Origin of the sequence: Sphingobium sp. WCS2017Hpa-17 (assembly GCF_031843765.1) — a bacterium.
Taxonomy (GTDB): Bacteria; Pseudomonadota; Alphaproteobacteria; order Sphingomonadales; family Sphingomonadaceae; genus Sphingobium.
In genome coordinates, this window is record NZ_JAVTIV010000020.1 from 14,099 (window position 1) to 32,649 (window position 18,551).

The 18,551-nt window shown below is 62.1% G+C and carries 18 protein-coding genes; 11 read left to right on the forward strand and 7 right to left on the reverse strand.

What is annotated here, in order from left to right:
• Positions 1-13 precede the first annotated feature (13 nt).
• Complete coding sequence (locus RQH62_RS20150) at positions 14-1,018, reverse strand: NADP-dependent oxidoreductase (protein ID WP_311270442.1); 1,005 nt, start codon at positions 1,016-1,018, stop codon at positions 14-16.
• 138 nt (positions 1,019-1,156) lie between these two features.
• On the opposite strand from RQH62_RS20150, the gene RQH62_RS20155 reads away from it, so the two are divergent.
• Positions 1,157-1,522 carry a Rieske (2Fe-2S) protein gene (locus RQH62_RS20155; RefSeq protein ID WP_311270443.1) on the forward strand — a complete coding sequence of 122 codons (366 nt, stop codon included), beginning with the start codon at positions 1,157-1,159 and terminating at the stop codon, positions 1,520-1,522.
• Here the strand turns inward: RQH62_RS20155 and RQH62_RS20160 are convergent.
• On the reverse strand, positions 1,519-2,274 hold the full coding sequence (locus tag RQH62_RS20160; protein WP_311270444.1) for a ThuA domain-containing protein: 756 nt from the start codon (positions 2,272-2,274) through the stop codon (positions 1,519-1,521). The two genes, RQH62_RS20155 and RQH62_RS20160, sit on opposite strands and share 4 nt — an antisense overlap.
• 13 nt (positions 2,275-2,287) lie before the next feature.
• Entirely contained in the window at positions 2,288-3,049 is a 762-nt protein-coding gene (locus RQH62_RS20165) for an SDR family oxidoreductase (RefSeq protein WP_311270445.1), read from the reverse strand.
• 210 nt (positions 3,050-3,259) lie between these two features.
• Here RQH62_RS20165 and RQH62_RS20170 point away from each other — a divergent pair, with 210 nt between their 5' ends.
• Positions 3,260-4,789, forward strand: a complete 1,530-nt coding sequence (locus tag RQH62_RS20170; protein ID WP_311270446.1) for a fatty acid--CoA ligase — start codon at positions 3,260-3,262, stop codon at positions 4,787-4,789.
• A gap of 76 nt (positions 4,790-4,865) precedes the next feature.
• On the forward strand, positions 4,866-5,288 hold the full coding sequence (locus tag RQH62_RS20175; protein ID WP_311270447.1) for a nuclear transport factor 2 family protein: 423 nt from the start codon (positions 4,866-4,868) through the stop codon (positions 5,286-5,288).
• A 23-nt stretch (positions 5,289-5,311) separates the two neighbouring features.
• On the opposite strand, the gene RQH62_RS20180 is transcribed toward RQH62_RS20175, so the two are convergent.
• Together RQH62_RS20180 and RQH62_RS20185 are read right to left on the reverse strand one after the other, a co-directional pair.
• Positions 5,312-6,094 carry an SDR family oxidoreductase gene (locus RQH62_RS20180; RefSeq protein ID WP_311270448.1) on the reverse strand — a complete coding sequence of 261 codons (783 nt, stop codon included), beginning with the start codon at positions 6,092-6,094 and terminating at the stop codon, positions 5,312-5,314.
• A gap of 22 nt (positions 6,095-6,116) precedes the next feature.
• The gene (locus RQH62_RS20185; RefSeq protein WP_311270449.1) at positions 6,117-6,920 is read right to left on the reverse strand and encodes an SDR family oxidoreductase; all 804 of its coding nucleotides are present in this window, start codon (positions 6,918-6,920) and stop codon (positions 6,117-6,119) included.
• Between the two features lie 233 nt (positions 6,921-7,153).
• Here RQH62_RS20185 and RQH62_RS20190 point away from each other — a divergent pair, with 233 nt between their 5' ends.
• From RQH62_RS20190 to RQH62_RS20200, 3 genes are all read left to right on the forward strand, one after another.
• Positions 7,154-9,619, forward strand: coding sequence for a TonB-dependent receptor (locus tag RQH62_RS20190; protein WP_405053575.1), 2,466 nt, complete (start codon positions 7,154-7,156; stop codon positions 9,617-9,619).
• Positions 9,620-9,641: 22 nt separating this feature from the next.
• The gene (locus tag RQH62_RS20195) at positions 9,642-10,061 is read left to right on the forward strand and encodes a nuclear transport factor 2 family protein (RefSeq protein ID WP_311270451.1); all 420 of its coding nucleotides are present in this window, start codon (positions 9,642-9,644) and stop codon (positions 10,059-10,061) included.
• A 101-nt stretch (positions 10,062-10,162) separates the two neighbouring features.
• The gene (locus RQH62_RS20200; protein WP_311270452.1) at positions 10,163-10,942 is read left to right on the forward strand and encodes an SDR family oxidoreductase; all 780 of its coding nucleotides are present in this window, start codon (positions 10,163-10,165) and stop codon (positions 10,940-10,942) included.
• A 48-nt stretch (positions 10,943-10,990) separates the two neighbouring features.
• Here RQH62_RS20200 and RQH62_RS20205 read toward each other — a convergent pair whose 3' ends face one another.
• On the reverse strand, positions 10,991-12,169 hold the full coding sequence (locus RQH62_RS20205; protein WP_311270453.1) for an SRPBCC family protein: 1,179 nt from the start codon (positions 12,167-12,169) through the stop codon (positions 10,991-10,993).
• Positions 12,170-12,184: 15 nt separating this feature from the next.
• The gene (locus RQH62_RS20210; RefSeq protein ID WP_311270454.1) at positions 12,185-13,198 is read right to left on the reverse strand and encodes an NADP-dependent oxidoreductase; all 1,014 of its coding nucleotides are present in this window, start codon (positions 13,196-13,198) and stop codon (positions 12,185-12,187) included.
• 178 nt (positions 13,199-13,376) lie between these two features.
• On the opposite strand from RQH62_RS20210, the gene RQH62_RS20215 reads away from it, so the two are divergent.
• From RQH62_RS20215 to RQH62_RS20235, 5 genes are read left to right on the forward strand one after another with little or no spacing between them, the layout of a single operon-like run.
• A complete protein-coding gene (locus tag RQH62_RS20215) occupies positions 13,377-14,804 on the forward strand; it encodes an aromatic ring-hydroxylating dioxygenase subunit alpha (RefSeq protein ID WP_311270455.1) in 1,428 nt (475 codons plus the stop codon).
• Positions 14,805-14,806: 2 nt separating this feature from the next.
• Positions 14,807-15,874, forward strand: coding sequence for a phosphotransferase (locus RQH62_RS20220; RefSeq protein ID WP_311270529.1), 1,068 nt, complete (start codon positions 14,807-14,809; stop codon positions 15,872-15,874).
• 7 nt (positions 15,875-15,881) lie between these two features.
• Entirely contained in the window at positions 15,882-17,072 is a 1,191-nt protein-coding gene (locus tag RQH62_RS20225; RefSeq protein WP_311270456.1) for an acyl-CoA dehydrogenase family protein, read from the forward strand.
• Positions 17,072-18,061 carry an NADP-dependent oxidoreductase gene (locus RQH62_RS20230; RefSeq protein WP_311270457.1) on the forward strand — a complete coding sequence of 330 codons (990 nt, stop codon included), beginning with the start codon at positions 17,072-17,074 and terminating at the stop codon, positions 18,059-18,061. The genes RQH62_RS20225 and RQH62_RS20230 overlap by 1 nt, the downstream gene beginning before the upstream one ends.
• Positions 18,062-18,084: 23 nt before the next feature.
• A complete protein-coding gene (locus RQH62_RS20235; RefSeq protein ID WP_311270458.1) occupies positions 18,085-18,534 on the forward strand; it encodes a nuclear transport factor 2 family protein in 450 nt (149 codons plus the stop codon).
• Positions 18,535-18,551 lie beyond the last annotated feature (17 nt).

Genomic DNA, 18,551 nt, shown 5'->3' on the forward strand with positions numbered 1-18,551 from the left:
GCCGCCGCGCGTTCTAGCTGGCGGACAGGTCCACCATCACCTTGCCGATATTGCCGCCGGAGAACAGCTTGCCATAAGCGTCCAGCGTATTTTCCAGCCCGGTCGTGACGTCAAATTCCATCTGTACGATGCCCGCTTCCAGCCATGGCGACGTCAGCCGATTGATCTCGCCACCGCGAAAATAGAAGTCTGGCGAAAAGAAGCCAGCGACGGTCAGACGTTTCATCAGGATCAGGTCGAAATTATGCGGCCCGACCCGCTCCGCCTTGTCATAGGTGGAGATGAGGCCGCAGATCGCGATCCGCCCGTTCATCGCCATGGCGGGCAGCACGGTGTCGAGCGTGTCCCCGCCGACGCAATCGAAGAAACAGTCGATCCCGCCCGGCGCCAGCGCCGCGAGCCGCGCCGCCAGATCGTCCGTCTTGTAATCGATGGCGGCGGCCAGGCCATAACGCTCGGTCAGCAAAGCGCATTTCGCAGCACCGCCCGCAATACCGATCACGCGGCATCCCATCGCCTTGGCGAACTGGGCGGCCAACAGTCCGGTGGCGCCAGCGGCAGCCGACACCAGCACGGTTTCACCGGGGCGAACCCGGCCATATTCGGTCAGGCCGACATAGGCGGTCCAGCCATTGGGGCCGAGTACGGCGAAATGCTGGCGCATGTCGGCGATGGAGTCGACGATCCAGATATCGCCCATGTCGGGATAGAGCAGGCTATAATCGGCCCATTGGCCATAGGCCCGAACGATGTCGCCCGGTTTGTATCCGGCATGGCGGGACTCAACGACCTGACCCAGCACGAAGCCCACGATCTTGCTGCCCAGCGGCGCGGGGTCCATATAGCTGTCGGTACGCGGGGTCAGCCACATGCGGGTGCCCGCATCCAGCGACAGCCACAGGTTACGTACCAGAAGCTGGTTTTCGCCGATGGCAGGCACCGCCTCTTCGCGCAGCTTGATGCCCCCTGCGAAATCCGTGCCGTCGGGATAGGCTTCCAGTTGCCAGAAACGGTTCATGCCGATTATCCTCTTTTGTCCTGACAATGCCATGGGATGTTCGCGCCTGCCGTGCAGCTATGAAAAGCATTAATTGTCGAGGTTGTCGGCTTGAGCCAGACGGGACGACTATGGAGAGAGGCGGGATGTTCAAAACCCATGAGTGAGACATATCATCGCGTAGTAGAGGCATCGGACGTTGCGGAAAAAACGATGCTGCCGTTCATCGTCAATCGCTGGCCGCTGTTCATCTGCCGAGAAGAGGAGGCGATCCACGCCATCATCAATCGCTGTACCCACGCCGCGGCCGAACTGGCTCCCAGTGGCAAGGTCCGGCGCGGGTCGGTGATGTGCCCGCTGCATGGCGCGCGGTTCAAGCTGGACAGCGGCGAATGTCTGGGCGGGGCGGGGTACAAGCCGCTCAAGCTGTTCCCCTGGCGGATGACCGACGATGGCTGGATCGAAGTCGCCGTGCCGGACGAAGCGCCGGGGATGGAACATCTGCCGGTGAAGGCGCTGGTTTAGGCGCGCCCTTCCTTCGCCCAGTCGATTCCACGCCTTAGAAGATCGTAGAAGACCGGCAGATCCCAGGCGCAGCGATCCACGGTCGGCCAATAGTCGAGATGGGGCTGCATGTCATAATGCCCCCGGCAATGGCCCAGCGTATTGTAGAGGACAGCGCCCTTGTCCTGCGGTTTGATGTAGAGAACGGGATGCTTGTCCTGCGCCCAATCGGCCTCGTCGAAGCCGGTCGCTTCGCCGGCAAATTCGGTTTCGAGCAGGACGTGCAGGTCGCCGTGGCGTTCCATCAGATAGAGTTCGTCGGTCGTCTCGAACGGTGCGATACCGCGCGTAATCGGATGGTCCTGGTCGGCGACCGTCACACTATAGGGCGCGATCGGCGGATGGGCGATGAACTGGCTGCCAAGCGTTTCCATGAACAGCGGCGCCCAGCGCGGGCTGCCGTAAAGGCCATTGTCGAACAGGCGCAGCACCGAATTGGTCCCGTGCAGCGCATACCAGCGCCCGCCGCCCTTCACCCAGTCGCGCAGCGCCTCCTGCGCCTCAAGCGAAGGGATGACGTCACAGGTGTAAGTGACGAGAAAGTCGACCTGAAGGATAGCATCAATATTATCGTAGTTCTCGAACACGCGGGTACGGACACGATCGTCCTCGCCCAGCAGCTTGAGCAGTTCCAGCCGGGCGAAGTCGATGTCGTGATACAGGCCGCCCGCGATCAGGACGCAGTCGATCCGCTTGGGATGGTCGTCAGTCATGTTCGCCATCCGCTCAATATTGGACGCGCTTGGTAAAGCCGCCGTCGATCACCAGATTGGCGCCGGTCAGGTAGCCGCAGACGGGCGAGGCGACGAAGGCGATCGCCTTGGCGATCTCCTCGCCATTGCCCATGCGGCCGAGCGGGATTTGCTTCAACATTGAGTCGTAGAAATCGGGCATCCCCTGCTTGATCTGGTCCCAGGCGCGCCCCTCCATCTCGACCGGTCCGGGCGTAATGCAATTGACGCGAATGCCGTCCGGCGCGAATTTCTGGGCCAGCGCGGCGGTATAATTGATCGTCGCGGCCTTGAGCGCATTATAGGCGCCCGGACCCATAAATTCCTCTACGGCGGCGGTTGAAGAGATGGTGACGATGGAGCCGCTGTCCGACTTTTGCAGGAAGGGCAGGGCGGCCTGCACCCCGCGCATCAACGGCAGCGTGTCGGCATCGAATACGGCGCGCCATCCGTCTTCGTCATCGACGCCGGTATTGGCGGAGGTGAAGGGGATGAAGATGTCGCAACCGCCAAGCCGCTGCGCGGCGGATGCGATCCAGGCACTGTGCGCTTGCGCATCGGTCACATCGACCGCGCCACCCACCAGGGCGACGCCATGGGTGGCCAGCGCCGCGAGCGCGGCATCGACGCTGCCCTGCGATCGCGAGCAAAGCGCGATATCGACGCCCTCGGCCGCCAGCGCATGGGCGGTGGCGAGACCGATGCCGTGGCTGGCCCCGACCAATATGGCCTTCCTGCCCTTAAGACCCAGATCCATTGCATCATTCCTTCCATACCGGCATGGCAGCATGAAAATGCGCTTCATACTGCCGCGTTCGCTGTCCATCTTAGAGGCGTCAGCCGCTATCTGCACTGGTGTTTCCGACAGTGTGCGTCTGTTAGCCTGACCCCATGGAATTGACAGGGGCGGATGGGCAATCCCTGCCCTATAGACGGTGGCATAGACGCCAGGAGAGATGTTCCGCATATGGGCAAGCCCGTTCTCGTCGACCTTATCCGTAGCCATGCGATAGAGCGGGGCGACGCGATCGCCCTGACGTTCGAGGGGCGGGACAGCAGCTATGCCACGCTGGACGCCCATGCCAGCCGCGTGGCCGCCGCGATGGTCGCCATGGGCCTGGTGTCAGGCGACCGGGTGGCGTTTCTGGGCAAGAACAGCGATCTCTATTTCGAATATTGGCTAGGCGCGGCGAAGGCGGGCGTCGTGCTGGTGCCGATAAACTGGCGGCTGGCGGCGCCGGAAGTCGCCTATATATTGAGTGACGCCAAGCCCCGACTGGTGCTGGCCGACCCGGAATTTCTCGACCGGCTGGACGAGCAGGGCGACTATGCGGTGCTGACGACCGAACCCGTGGCGGGGCGGGAGGATTTTTCCGCCTGGCGCGATACGCAGGCAGCGATCGATCCGCACCGGGACGCCGGCTATGATAACCCCGTATTGCAGCTCTACACATCCGGCACGACTGGCAACCCCAAGGGTGCGCTGCTGACCAACCGCAGCCTGCTGTCGCTGCGGCAGGATACGCCGGACGCGATCATGCCCGCGTGGAACCGTTGGAGCGCGCAGGATGTCGCGTTGATCGCGATGCCGATCTTTCATATCAGCGGGTCGGGTTGGGGGCTGTGGTCGCTGCAACATGGCGGCAAGGGCGTCGTCGTCCGCGAATTCGACCCGCATAAGGTGCTGGGCCTGCTGACGGAGCATCGCATCACCAAGATCATGATGGTGCCCACCGCGATGCGGATCGTGTGCGATCATCCTGCCGCGGCCACGACCGATTTCAGCTTCCTCCAGACCATCTGCTATGGCGGGTCGGCCATCCCGCTGGACCTGATGCGCCAGGCGATCGCGGTGTTCGGCTGCGGCTTTGCGCAGATGTACGGCATGACGGAGACGGCCGGGACGATCGTCGGGTTGCCGCCGGAGGATCATGATCCCGATGGCAATGCCCGGATGCGGGGGGTCGGCGTGCCGTTGCCGGGCGTGGAGGTGCGGATCATCGACGAGGCCGGCGTAGAACTCCCGCGCGGCGCGGTGGGCGAGATCGCGGTGCGATCGGCCGCGAACATGATCGGCTATTATGGACGGCCAGACGCGACGGCCGAGACGATCGACGCCGATGGGTGGATGCGGACGGGCGACGCAGGCACGATGGACGCCGATGGCTATCTCTATCTGGCGGACCGTATCAAGGACATGATCATTACCGGCGGTGAGAATGTCTATCCGGCCGAGGTCGAAAACGCGCTCTACAGCCATCCGCAGGTGAACGACGTTGCGGTCATCGGCGTTCCGGACGTCAAATGGGGCGAGGCGGTCAAGGCGATCGTCGTGCCGGTTAAAGGCGAAACGCCCGATCCGGCGGCGCTGATCGCCTGGGCGCGCGAACGGATCGCGGCCTATAAAGCGCCCAAGAGCGTGGAGTTTCGCGACACCCTCCCGCGCAATCCATCCGGCAAGATATTGCGCCGCCTGCTCCGCGACGAATATCGCTGACCTGCTGTTTCCGGCAGGTCACGGCCCAGCCGCGAGGGCATAGCCTGCTGTACAACAGACAACAGGAGAGCCTAGCATGACCGCCAATTTCACAGGGCCGCTGGAAGATCGCATGGCGATCCGCGAAGTGCTGGAAACCTATGCCGACGCAGTCAATCGCGTGGACGAGGAACTATGGGCCTCGATCTGGGTCGAGGACAGCCATTGGGATCTGTCGCACTATCCCGAACTGGGGATCGTGGAGGGCAAGGATGCTATCGTCGCGCTGTGGCGCGGGGCGATGCCGCATTATCCCAAGCTCAGTTTCATGGCGTCCGTCGGCATGATCCAGGTGGAGGGCGACGCTGCTCAGGCGCGCACCTATATTTCTGAAGTCTATGAGGAACCGGAAAGCGGCAAGGATAAGCGGGCGCGCGCCTGCTATAATGACAGGCTGGTGAAGCGCGACGGAGCATGGTTCCTCCAAAGCCGCAGCTTCACCGTCATCCACCAGACCTGAATAGCTGGGCCTACTTCCCCGATCTACTTGGCGGTCATGCCGCCATCGATCACCAGTTCCGATCCGGTCATGAAACTGGCCGCCGGGGTCGAAAGATAGACGATCCCGGCGGCGATCTCCTGCGGGTCGCCCATCCGCCCCATGGCGTGACTGGCCGATACCGTCGCGCGAGCGGTGGCTTCGTCGGGGAACAGGCCGTCATCGACATAACGGGCGTAGATGGTGTCCATCATATTGGTGTCGATGCCGCCGGGATGGACGCTGTTGACGCGGATGGGCAGGCCCATCATCGCAAATTCCAGCGCGGCGCTCTTGCTGAACAGCTTCACCGCGCCTTTGCTGGCGCAATAGGTAGACATCAGCGCCGCGCCGCGCAGTCCGCCAACGGACGAGAGGTTGACGACCGAGGAGCCGCCCTGACGGTCCTTCCCGCTTTTGGCCAGCAACGCCTGCGCGGCCTGGGTGCCCAGGAAGACGCCTTCAACATTGATCGCCATGCATTTGCGGAATTCGGCCAAGGTCGTGCTGGCGATGCTGTTGGTCACGGATATGCCGGCATTGTTGACCAATATGTCGAGCCGGCCATTTTCGCCCTCGATATGGGCGATCAGTGCGGCCCAATTGGCTGCGTCGGTGACGTCCAGTCGGCGATAGTCGGTAGCGCCCGCGATGTCAGCGCTGTCGGCAAGATCGGTCGCGATGACCTTCGCGCCCGCTTCCGAAAGGGCCAGGCAGGTTGCGCGGCCGATACCGCCGGTCGCGCCGGTGACGAGCGCCACCGCGCCGCTGAGATTGAAGTTGGGCACGTTCGTCCTTTCAATATGGGGATCAGCGGGCGGTCCATCCGCCATCAACCACGACTTCGCTGCCGGTCATGTAGCTGGCGTCGTCGCTGGCGAGGAAGGCGACGACCTTGCCGATCTCGACCGGCTGGGCGAGCCGCTTGATCGGCGTGGTCGCCGCCATGCCGTCGATCAATTCCTGCGCCGTCACGCCATCCCGCTCGGCCCAGCGCGCCATGCCCTGATGCAGCAGCGGGGTTTCCACGAAGCCGGGGTGAATGCTGTTCACCCGGATCGGGATACCCGCATCGGCGAACTCCAGCGCGTTCGACTTGCTGAACAGCCGCACCGCGCCCTTAGACGCATTATAGGCCGATACGTCGCCCATGCCGACCAGTCCCATGATTGAACTGACGTTGACGATGCTGGAGCCGTAGGGCGTGCTGACCCCGGCCTTGGCGAGCAGGGGCTGGAACGTCTTGGTTCCCAGGAAGACGGTGTCGACATTCAGAGTCATCAGGCGACGCCAGTCGGCCAGCGTCAGATCCTGCACCTTGCCGGTCAGGTCCGATCCGACATTGTTGACCAATATGTCGAGATGCCCGAAATCCCGTTCAACCTGCGCCCGCGCGGCGATCCACGCCTCCTCCTGGGTGGCGTCGAGCCGAATATAGCTGGCATTTTCGATAGTGCCGATGGCCGCGACGGCGTCCGGGCTGTCGGCGGCATCCAGGTCGGTGATGACGACGCTGGCGCCATCGGCAGCCAGGCAGGCGCAGATGGCGCGGCCAATGCCCCGCAAGCCCCCGGAAACCAATGCAATGCGTCCGTCCAAGCGGCCTGCGCTCATATCCTCGCCTTTCTTGTGTCGAGCCGGTGTCGGCCCCTTATTCCTGGCGATTGTTGTCTCCTTATGTCGGCTGCGCAACACCTGCGGCTTTTGACAGGGTGACCCGCTGTGATGCCGGGTGCATTCACCCTCTCTCGGTGAACCGTAAGCCCTGACATGGGTAGAGCGCCGTCGATATTCATCGGAACAAGCCGGGCATTGACCTTGAGCGGACGATTGGAGGGGAGAGGCATATGACAGGATCTGTTGCGCGTCGCGTTTTGAATAAGGGCGGAAGCCTATTGGCGCTGACGCTAGCGGGCGTTGCACCCGCGCTGGCGCAGGACGCACCCGCGCCGCAGGCGGCAGAGGCGGCCACGACCCAGGGTGGCCTGACCGATATCGTCGTCACGGCGCGCAAGCGAGCGGAAAGCGTGCAGGACGTGCCGGTCGCTGTCACCGCTTTGTCGGCCGAACTCATCGCCAAGCAGGATCTGACCTCGATCGAAAAGATCGCGGCACGGACGCCCAACCTCAATGTCGGGCGCGCCTCCAACGGTTCAGGCGCGCAACTCACCCTGCGCGGCATCGGCTCGTCCTCGACTTCGATCGGTATCGAACAGTCGGTCGCGGTCGTGGTGGACGGCGTCTATTATGGCCAGGGGCGGATCATCAATGAAGGGTTTTTCGACCTAGGCCGGGTGGAAATCCTGAAAGGTCCGCAGGCGCTGTTCTTCGGTAAAAACGCCACGGCCGGCGTCATTTCACTGACCAGCGCCGATCCTGGTGCGGAGCAGGAAATCAAGTTGCGTGCGGGCTATGAATTCAATGCGCAACAGGTCCAGTTGGAAGGCGTTTATTCGACCCCGCTCACCGATACATTGGGCCTGCGCGTCGCCGTGCGGGGATCGAAAATGTATGAAGGCTATTATCAGAATGTCGCGGCGCCCTTCAACTATGCGACCTTCGACGTGGCGACGGGAACGGCGGGCAGCGTCGTGTCCAACCCGGCGCCGAAGGATCAGCCTGGCGAGAAGGAGTTGCTGGGCCGCGTCACGCTGAAATGGGAGCCGACGGACCGCTTCACAGCGACGCTGAAAGGATCGGGCACTTATAACAAGACCAATAACAATAGCTGGAACTATGTCGCCTTCAACTGTCCGTCGGGTGCCAGCCAACTGAACGGCTATACGTGTAAACGGGATTTCATCGGGCATCAGAACAAGCTGCCCGCAGAGTTCGCAGCGCAAATCCCCTATGCCAAGAAGGATGGCAGCCTCTATAATCGCTACAAGAGCTGGGCGGTCACGGCGAACCTCAATTATGAGCTGGACGATGTGACGCTGACGTCCGTCACCAACTATAATTGGAACAATAACCAGTGGGCCTGCGCCTGCGATTTCCAGTCCAGTCCGGCATCCAACTGGGCGACGGAAAATTCGACCTATCACGCTTTCTCGTCGGAATTTCGTGCACTCACGACCTTCGATGCGCCGATCAACCTGATGGTGGGTGCACTGTATCAAAAGACCAAGCGGACGTTCGACCAATATATCGTGCTGGCCGGCCTGATCAACAGCGCGGCCGCGCCGGAGGACGAATATCTCGCCACGCGCAAGACCAGCTTCACCGATGGCGAGACGATCGCTGCCTTCGGGCAGGTGACGTGGAAGGTCCTGCCGACGGTCGAGGTCGCGGGCGGCGTGCGTTATACGCATGAGACCAAGGACAGCTTCTTCACCCAGCCCTATAACAATCCGGGCCTGACCAGCATCTTCCGGCCGCAGGACGACCCGGACGGGCTGGGCGTAGTGACGGCGAACCAAGTGTTCAACAACTGGTCGCCCGAAGCGACGATCACCTGGAAGCCGAGCCGCGACCTGCTGGTCTATGGCGCGTACAAGACCGCCTATAAATCGGGTGGCTTCTCCAATGGCGGCATCAACAGCAAGCTGTCGAGTGTGCCGTTCGATGACCTGACGTTCGACCCGGAAAAGGCGAGCGGGTTCGAGGCAGGGATTAAATCGACGCTGATGGACAATCAGCTACGCCTGAATCTGGGCGTCTACACCTATGGCTACAGCAATCTTCAGATCGATTTCTTCAACTCGCCCATCTTCGCGTTCCAGACGCTGACAGCCGATGCCCGCACCAAGGGTGTGGAGCTGGAGTTCGAATATGCGCCGCGCAGCGCGGTGGGTCTGAACCTGCACGGTTCGATCAACTATAACCGGGCGCGCTATACTGATTTCCCGGATGCGCCCTGCTATGCGGGGCAGAGCCAGGCGGAGGGGTGCAATGTCGTTGTCGGCACGGCGCGTCGCCAAAATCTGAAGGGTCAGCCACTCTCGGTCGCGCCGGAATGGACCGGTACACTGGGCGCGTCCTACGACATGGTGCTAGGCAACGGCATGACGCTGGGCGTCAACGCCGACGCGCGGTACAGCGACTCCTATCTGGCGTCAGGCTTTGGCAGTCTGGATTCCAGGCAGGGCAGCTATGTGACGATCGACGCTGGCATTCGGCTGGGCACGCAGGATGAACGGTGGCAGATCGCGCTGGTCGGCAAGAACCTGACCAACCGTTTCTATGTGACCGGCGCGGTCGATGGTCCTTCGACCGGCGGGGCGTCGGGCGGGCTGACATCCGCCCATGCCGACCAGCTCGGCTTCGGTACGCTGCCGCGCACCGTGATGTTGCAGGTTTCGACCAAGTTTTGATGGCAACGCAAGGGAGACGACCATGGACGCCGAACGCTACGCCGCCCTAAAGGGCCAGATCAACCATCTCTATTCCCTCACGGGAACGGCCCAGTGGGACAAGGTCGAGGCGCTTCTGACCGACGACTTCAGGATCGTGGAGGCGGAATGTCTGCCGTTCGGCGGCGTCTATGAAGGCAAGGGCGCGTTGCAGGCACTCTTCACCAAGGTGTTCGCCTTCTGGGAAGATCCGGCGCTGGATTATAAGGATATCGCGATTTCGGAGGATAATATCGTCGTCCTCCTGTCCTTCCACGCGACGTCGCGTTTAAATGGGGAACGGCTGGAAATGCCCCTTTGCGAGGTATTCCACCTGCGCGACGGCAAGTTCAGCGGCATCACGCCCTATTATTTCGATACCGCGGCGATCTGTCGCGCGACCGGCACGCTGGTCGATAGCTGACATCCCATGCGCCGCCTGCCACTTATAGCAGGCGGCAAAGGGCTTGCACCTTGCCATGATGACCGCAAACAGGCGTAATCGGGCAAGAGGATGATGAACATATGAGCAATTTGGCGGGCAAGGTCGCGCTGGTCACCGGCGGGACGTCGGGCATTGGCAAGGCGACGGTAGAGCGCCTTTCCGCGGACGGCGCACGGGTGATCTTCACCGGATCGAACGAAACAGCCGCCGCCGCGATCACCGCGGCGACCGGTGCCACTTTCCTCAACGGCCGGGTGCAGGAGCCCGCCGACTGGGCGCGGTTCGATGCGCTGGTGCGCGCAGATTTCGGTCGCCTTGACATCGCTTTCGCCAATGCCGGCATGGAACGCGGCGACAGTAGCGTCGAGCATATCGCACTGGACGCCTGGAACGGGCTGTTGGACGTCAACCTGACAGGCGTGATGCTCACCGCGCAGGCGGCCGTCCGCCTGATGCGCGACAATCCAGGCGGGGCGACCGGATCAATCATCATCAACAGTTCGATGAGCGCGTACAAGACGATGGGCAATTTCGTCGCCTATTCGACCACCAAGGGCGCGGTGCTGGCGCTGTCGAAATCCATCGCGATGCATTGCGCGAATGAAGGCATGAAGGTCCGCTGCAACGCAATCCTGCCCGGCGTCGTGCAGACCGAACTCATCCAGGCGATCATCGACAAATCACCCGACAGCGCAGCGGCTTTGGCCGCCTATCAGAGCATGTCCCCGCTCCGGCGGATGGCGCAGGTGGAGGAGATCGCTGCGCTGGTATCCTTCTTGGCATCGGACGAAGCGGCGTTCATATCCGGCGGCGAATATGCGATTGACGGTGCATCGACGGCCGGGATGATGGGAGTTTAAGGGCGGGCAGGCCGGTGCGCTCCTGCCACGCAGGAGCGCACCGGGGCCTCACAGGACCGGCGGCGCTTTTGCCGGATCGTCGCTCAGATAATAGTCGATATAGCGATGGAAAAATTGGTTGCCGCGCTCATTCCGGCCAAAGACGATGTTGGGCCGTGCGCCTGATTCCATGCCCTTCTGTACCTGTAGCCCCACGCCATAATCCTCCACATCCACCACGTCGCGCAGCCAGTCCATCATGCCCTCGATCGCGGCGGCGTCCGCTTCGTCCTTCGGGCCATGGCGACGGATGAACAGCAGGTTGGTCATGTTCTTGTCCGGCGTAGGGCCGGGGATCAGTTGCGCAACCTGAGTGATTTCGGGCGCGAAGAAGATGCTGACATTGGGGAAGATGGTGCGCACGAAGTCATAGCCTTCATTTTCATGAGCGCCCCATGTCTCGCGCGGCAGAGCGCCCAGCGCTTCTTTTATACGGATCTGGGGATAGCCAACGCGCAGATGCGGGCCGTAGGCGGTGAAACTCATGATGTTGCTGAAGGTGCGCGGATGGATGGTCTCGGGATGGGCCGCGGCGAAATGATAGCCCTCCAGATAGCCGTCATAGGCGATCTTCCAGTTCGCGCCATGGATGCGGCGTGATCCGCAAAAATGCCATTTGTCCAGCTCATAGGCGTTGAGGTCGTCCAGCATGCCGCCCAGATGCTTGCCGATGTCCATGTCGGCATTGGGGTCCAGGCTGACCCAGATGATGCCGCCCGCTTCGACGCAGGGCAGGGCGGTGAGATTATGATCCTCCTTGCAGATCGTGCCGAACTTCTTGGGTTCGGCGACGCCGATCAGCTTGCCGTCATTGGCGAAGGTCCAGGCATGATAGGGGCAGGAGAAGCGCTTGGCGTTGCCATGCCCTTCAGGCTTCAGGATCATGCCGCGATGCGAGCAGACATTATACATCGCCGCGACCGACCCGTCGGTCTTGCGGGTGATGAGGATGGGCTTTCCCATCAGGTCCATCGCCTTATAGTCGCCCGGATTGGGCATTTCGGCGGTCAGCGCAGCCAGTAGCGGCAGCTTCAGGAATATCTGCGACATCTCCCGATCGAACCAGGCGGGGTCGGTATAGGCGGCGGCTGGCACGGCCATCGTTTCGGGCGCGCAATCGGTCGTGCCGCTTTCTACAAAGTCCAGCATCCTGGCGGCTTCGTTGCCGATGATGTCATGATAGCCCATGGTGCGTCTCTCTCCTCAGGGCAGGCAGACGACGGTCTTGCCCGTCGTCCTGCCGCTCATCAAATTTATGAATGCGTCCGGCGTGGCGTCCAGCCCGCAGGTCACATTTTCCAGCGGGCGCAGGTCGCCAGCCTCTACCCATGCACCGATACGCGACTGCGCCTCTTCCAGAAACTCCGGATGCTCATAGGTCAGGAATCCCTGCATCGTCGCGCGCTTCACCAGCAGCTGCCACAGGTTGCGGATCGGATATTGTGCATCGGCATGATTATAATTGGCGATCATCCCGCACACGACCACCCGGCCATGATCGGTCAGATGGGGGAGGACGCCATCCAGTATCTCGCCACCGACATTGTCGAAATAGACGTCGATCCCCCGCGGCGCGGCGGCGGCGATCTTGTCCTCCAGCGTGCCGGGTGCATTGTAATCGACAACTGTGTCAAAGCCCAGATCATGACACAGGGCGACCTTTTCAGGCGAACTGGTTATGCCGATCGTACGGCATCCGGACAGGCGCGCGATCTGGCCCGCGACATTGCCGACCGCGCCCGCTGCCGCGCTGATCGCGACGGTATCGCCCGGCTTGATCCGCCCGATCGCGAACAGGCCGACATAGGCGGTCAGGCCGGACGGGCCGAGCGTGCCCATGTAGAGCGACAGCTTGTCCCGATCGGGGCAGGAGCATTTTTCCAGGCCCAGCGCATTGGCAGGCAGCAGGCTATATTCTTCCCACCCGGCCAGCGCGCGCACGATGTCGCCCGCCTGAAAGCCAGGCAAGCGGCTTTCCACCACTTCGCCCAGCACCATGCCGCGTATGGTTTCGCCGATCGCCAAAGGCGGCAGATAGCTGGGCCGGTCGTCCATGAAGCCCCGGATCGCCGCATCGATTGCGAACACCCGATTGCGGACCAGCATCGTGCCATCCGCCACCGATGGTAACGGCGCCTGCTCCAACTGGAAGTCGCCCGCCTTTGGGAGCCCTTCGGGCCGCCGGGCCAGCGTGATTTTGCGATGCGTGCCGGTCATGACTCTCCTCAGCGCCGGTCGTAGCCGACGGCGGGATGATAGGGCGTGCGCGGTTGGTGCTTCCCTGTGATTATCACTAGGTCAACCCATCAAGCCTTGGGATCGCCTGACGCAATCCATAGGTCATAATGCGCCGGACTTTCGCTAGGTTGGGCCAAGGAAGAGGAGATTCGAGACCATGGCTGACGCCGATCCCCAGATCAAAGCCCCGCCACAGATCAAGGGAGACGCGCTGCCGCGTTGTCCTGGCCCGTCCTATCGCGACCTGGCGCTGGCCGACACCAATATGGTGCCGGAATATCTCTATCAGGATGTGTACGAGAATCTGGGGTCCGATCCGATCCCCGCGTCGCGCTATACCGACCCGGCCTTTTTCGAGCTGGAAAAGCAGAAAATGTGGCCCAAGGTCTGGCAATTCGCCGCGCGCGAGGAAGAATTGCCCGAACCGGGCGATTATGCCGTGTATGAGAATGTCGGCAAATCCTTCATCCTGGTGCGCCAGGAAGACATGTCCGTCCGCGCCTTCTACAATGTCTGCCTGCATCGCGGCCGCAAGCTGAAGCTGGAAAGCGGCTGGGCGGGCGAACTGCAATGCCCGTTCCATGGCTTCACCTGGAATATGGACGGGTCGATGAAGCAGATTCCGTGCCGCTGGGACTTCTCGCATCTGTCGGACGACAAGATGGCGCTGCCCGAAGTGTCGGTCGGCCGCTGGGGCGGCTATATCTTCATCCGGGAAGCGGCCGACGGACCGACCATCGAGGAATTTCTGGCCCCGCTGCCAGAGCATTTCCAGCGCTGGAAGCATGAGGAATGCACGACCGTCATCTGGGTCGGCAAGGTCGTTCCCGCCAACTGGAAGGTGGTGATGGAGGCTTTCATGGAAAGCTGGCACACCGTCGTCACCCACCCGCAATTGCTGCCGTTCACCGGCGACGCCAATTCATCCTACAACATCTATGGCGACTATACGAACCTGACGGTCACGCCGTTCGGCACCATGTCGCCCCACATCGATCCCGAAGGCAAGCCGCAGCAGTGGATCGTGGACGAATTCGTCAAATATAATGGCCGCTCGTCCGACAATTATGAAGAGCAGCCAAAGGGCGGCTATAACGTCAAGGTGCCCGAAGGGGTCACCGCCCGCGCGGCGCTGGGCGCCAGCCTGCGCGAAACGACGAGCAAGATGTTTGGCCAGGACATCAGCTTCGCGTCCGACAGCGAGATGATGGACGCGCTGCTCTACAACGTTTTCCCCAATTACAGTCCCTGGGCCGGGTTCCAGCCCAATATCGTGTATCGCTGGCGGCCCTGGCATGATGTCGACCATTGCCTGATGGAGGTGCGCATCCTCACCCGCACGCCACCCGGCGAAACGCCGCCCAAATGCCCGCCGATGCATTTCCTGACCGACGACCAGAAATGGACCGAAGCGGCCGAGATCGGCATTTTGGGCGACGTGTTCGAACAGGATATGGAAAATCTGCCCTTCGTGCAGCAGGGGCTGAAAAGCTCCGCCAATGGCGAAGTGCAGTTGGCCAATTATCAGGAAATCCAGATCCGCCAGTTCCAGAACACGTTGATGAAATTCATCGACGCGCAATGACCATGGAGAATAGCGCGCAGCAACGCTTCGCCGGATCGGGGTCTATCCGCGAGGGGCATGGATTCGACATCGACCGCTTGTCCATTTGGATGGCGACCCATGTAAATGGCTTTGCCGGGCCGCTGACCGTCGAGCAGTTCAAAGGCGGCCAGTCCAACCCGACTTACAAGCTGACCACGCCGACGCGCAAATATGTGATGCGCCGCAAGCCGCCCGGCCAATTGCTCAAGGGCGCGCATGCGATCGAGCGGGAGTATCGGGTGATCTGCGCGCTGGGCGGGGCGGGCTTTCCGGTCGCCAAGGCCTATGCGCTGTGCGAGGATGAAAGCATCGTCGGCACGGCCTTTTATCTGATGGAGATGGTGGAGGGCCGCATCTTCTGGGATTCCACTTTGCCGGGCCTGACGGCGGAGGAGCGGCCGGTCTATTTCGACGCCATGAACGCGACCATCGCCCGGCTGCATGGCTTTGATGCCGCAGCGATCAATCTGGGCGACTATGGGCGGCCGGGTAATTATTTCGAACGACAGATCGCACGCTGGTCGCGCCAATATGGCGAGGACAGCGAAGCCGGGCGGTTGGACGATATGGACTGGATGGTCGAATGGTTGCCGGCGCACGTCCCGTCCGGCGATGAAAGCAGCGTCGTGCATGGCGATTTCCGCGCCGACAATATGATCTGGCACGCGACCGAACCGACGATATTGGCGGTGCTGGACTGGGAACTATCGACGCTGGGCCATCCGCTGGCCGATTTAACCTATCATCTGATGATGTATCATCTGCCCCCGCATATCATCGGCGGGTTCAAGGGCGCGGATCTGGTCGCGCTCAATATCCCGGCGCAGGACGCCTATGTCGCGGCCTATTGCGGGCGGACGGGCAGGGACGGAATCGACAATCTGTCTTTCTACCTCGCCTTCAACATGTTCCGCTTCGCCGCGATCCTGCACGGCATCAAGGGGCGGATGGCGCGCGGCACCGCGGCCTCGCCCGAAGCCGCCAGCCTGGTCGATACCTTGCCGGAACTCGCCAGCCTGGCTCGCGCCATGGCGGCACGAAAGGACTGAACGCTCCATGATCACCGCTACCCACCCCGCGCCGACCCAGCGCGCCGCCGATCTCGCCGCGCGGGTCGAACGCTTCGTGCGTGATGTCGTCATCCCCTACGAGAAAGACCCGCGCCAGGACGCGCATGGTCCGATGGAGGAGTTGGTCGCCGAGATGCGCGCAAAGGCGCGGGACGCCGGGCTGATGACGCCCCATATCCTGCCTGATGGCGGCCATCTGACCCATCGCGAAACCGCTTTGGTGCTCAAGACATCAGGCCTGTCTATCCTTGGCCCGACCGCGCTCAACACCGCCGCGCCGGACGAAGGCAATATGTATCTGATCGGCAAGGTGGGCACGCAGGCGCAGAAGGATCACTTCCTTGCGCCCATGCACCGCGGTGATGCCCGGTCCGCCTTCTTCATGACGGAACCGGCTGAGGATGGCGGGGCCGGAGCCGACCCGTCGATGATGCAAACGCGGGCGGTGCAGGATGGCGACCATTGGGTGATCAACGGCCGCAAGGCGTTCATCACCGGGGCGAAGGGCGCGAAGGTCGGCATCGTAATGGCCAATAGCGGCACGGACGCAAAAATGGCCGCGACCATGTTCCTGGTCGACCTCCCCGATCCGGCGATCCGTATCGAGCGGGTGATGGATACACTGGATGGATCGATGCCCGGTGGACATTCGGTGATCGCGATCGACAATCTGCGCGTATCGGCGGACCAGGTGCTTGGGGAACTGCATCAGGGGTTCGACTATGCCCAGATCCGGCTCAGCCCCGCGCGGCTGACCCATTGTATGCGCTGGCTGGGCGCGTGCATCCGCGCGCAGGAAATCGCCTCGGCCTATGCCTGTAAGCGCCATGCCTTCGGCAAGCCGCTGATCGATCATGAGGGCGTGGGCTTTCCCTTGGCGGAGAACCTCATCGACCTGAAACAATGCGAATTGATCATCGACTGGTGCGCCGACGTGCTGGACAGTGGTGCGTTGGGCACGACCGAAAGTTCGATGGCCAAGGTCGCCGTGTCCGAAGCGCTGTTCCGCGTCGCCGATCGCTGCATCCAGGTGATGGGCGGCACCGGCGTCACGCAGGACACGATGGTCGAGCAGGTGTTCCGCGAAATCCGAGCCTTTCGCATCTATGATGGCCCGACTGAGGTCCACAAATGGAGCCTCGCCAAGAAGATCAAGCGCGCGAACGCGGGGCATTGATGCGCCAGCTTGTCCTTGCCGATCGCCCGGTCGGTCGCCCGGTCGTCGCGACCGATTTTACGATGGTCGATGGGCCTATGCCTTCGCCCGGCCCTGGCCAGATGCTGCTGGCGACGCGCTGGCTGGGGTTCGAACCCGCGCAAAAGGGGTGGATGGAGAATTTCGGCGGCTATGTCGCACCGATCGAACTGGGCGACGTCATGCGCGGCATGGGTGTCGCGGAAGTGGTCGCGAGTGAGGGCGGCAAGTTCCCGGTCGGCACCATGGTTGCGGGCATGACTGGCTGGACCGAAGCGCTGGTCAGCGACGGAACGGGTTTCGACGTCTGCCATCCTTACCTGCCGCCCCAAGCCATGCTGGGGTTGCTGGGCATACCGGGCCTGACCGCCTGGGTCGGGCTGCACAATATCGGTCGCCCCGTAGCAGGTGACACAGTCGTTGTCTCAGGCGCGGCCGGGGCGACCGGATCGGTGGCTGGCCAGCTTGCGAAGATTGCCGGATGCCGGGTGATCGGTATCGCTGGTGGCGCGGAAAAATGCGCCTGGCTGGTCGACGAAGCCGGGTTCGACGCCGCTATCGACTATAAGGCGGGCAACGTTTCGAAGCAGTTGAAGGCGCTGGCCCCCAATGGCGTCGATGTCGTGTATGACAATGTCGGCGGCGACGTGCTCGACGCGATGCTGGCGCGATTGGCGATCGGTGCGCGGGTCGTGTTGTGCGGCGGCATCAGTCGTTACGAACAGGACGGCAAAATCGCGGGCCCAGCCAATTATTTCAACCTGATCCTGCGCCGGGCGACGATGGGCGGGTTCATCATCTTGGACCATGAGGCGGAGTGGCCGCGCATACGGGCGCGCTTGGCGGCATTGGCGCTGGCGGGCCGGATCACCTGGCAGATGGACGTGCTGGAAGGGCTGGACAACGCGCCGGCGGCCTTGGCGCGGCTCTTTACCGGCGCGAACCGGGGCAAGCAGGTCTTGCGGCTGTGACGGCGACCAGACTGTTCGAACACATGCCTGCTGATCCAAAATCGGTAGTGGAAAGATGGTATCGCTGCTTGTCCGCGATGGACATTGATGGGTTCGCAGCGACGCTACATGAGGATTTCATCAACAATGTCGCCGGTCGGACCCCGGTGTCGGGGCGTTCCTATGGCAAGCGCCAATTGTTCGACGATATCTTCCCACTAGTAATGGCCAATCTTGTGCCCGGCACCGTCAATCTGGCCCGCCGCTACCGCATCATGGCCGTGGACGGTCCGACCGTAGTGGGCATGATGGAGGGCGGCGCCGAAACGAAGGATGGCAGTCGCTATGAGCAGACCTATTGCCAGATATTCCGCGTCGAGGACGGCACTATCCGCGAAATATGGGAGTTTTTTGACACGATGCAGGCACAAGTGCGACTGTTCGGCCACCCTGCCGATCCGGGAGAAGCAGTGGACGATCCGCTTCGCTTTTGACCGTCGCTCCCGCCGTC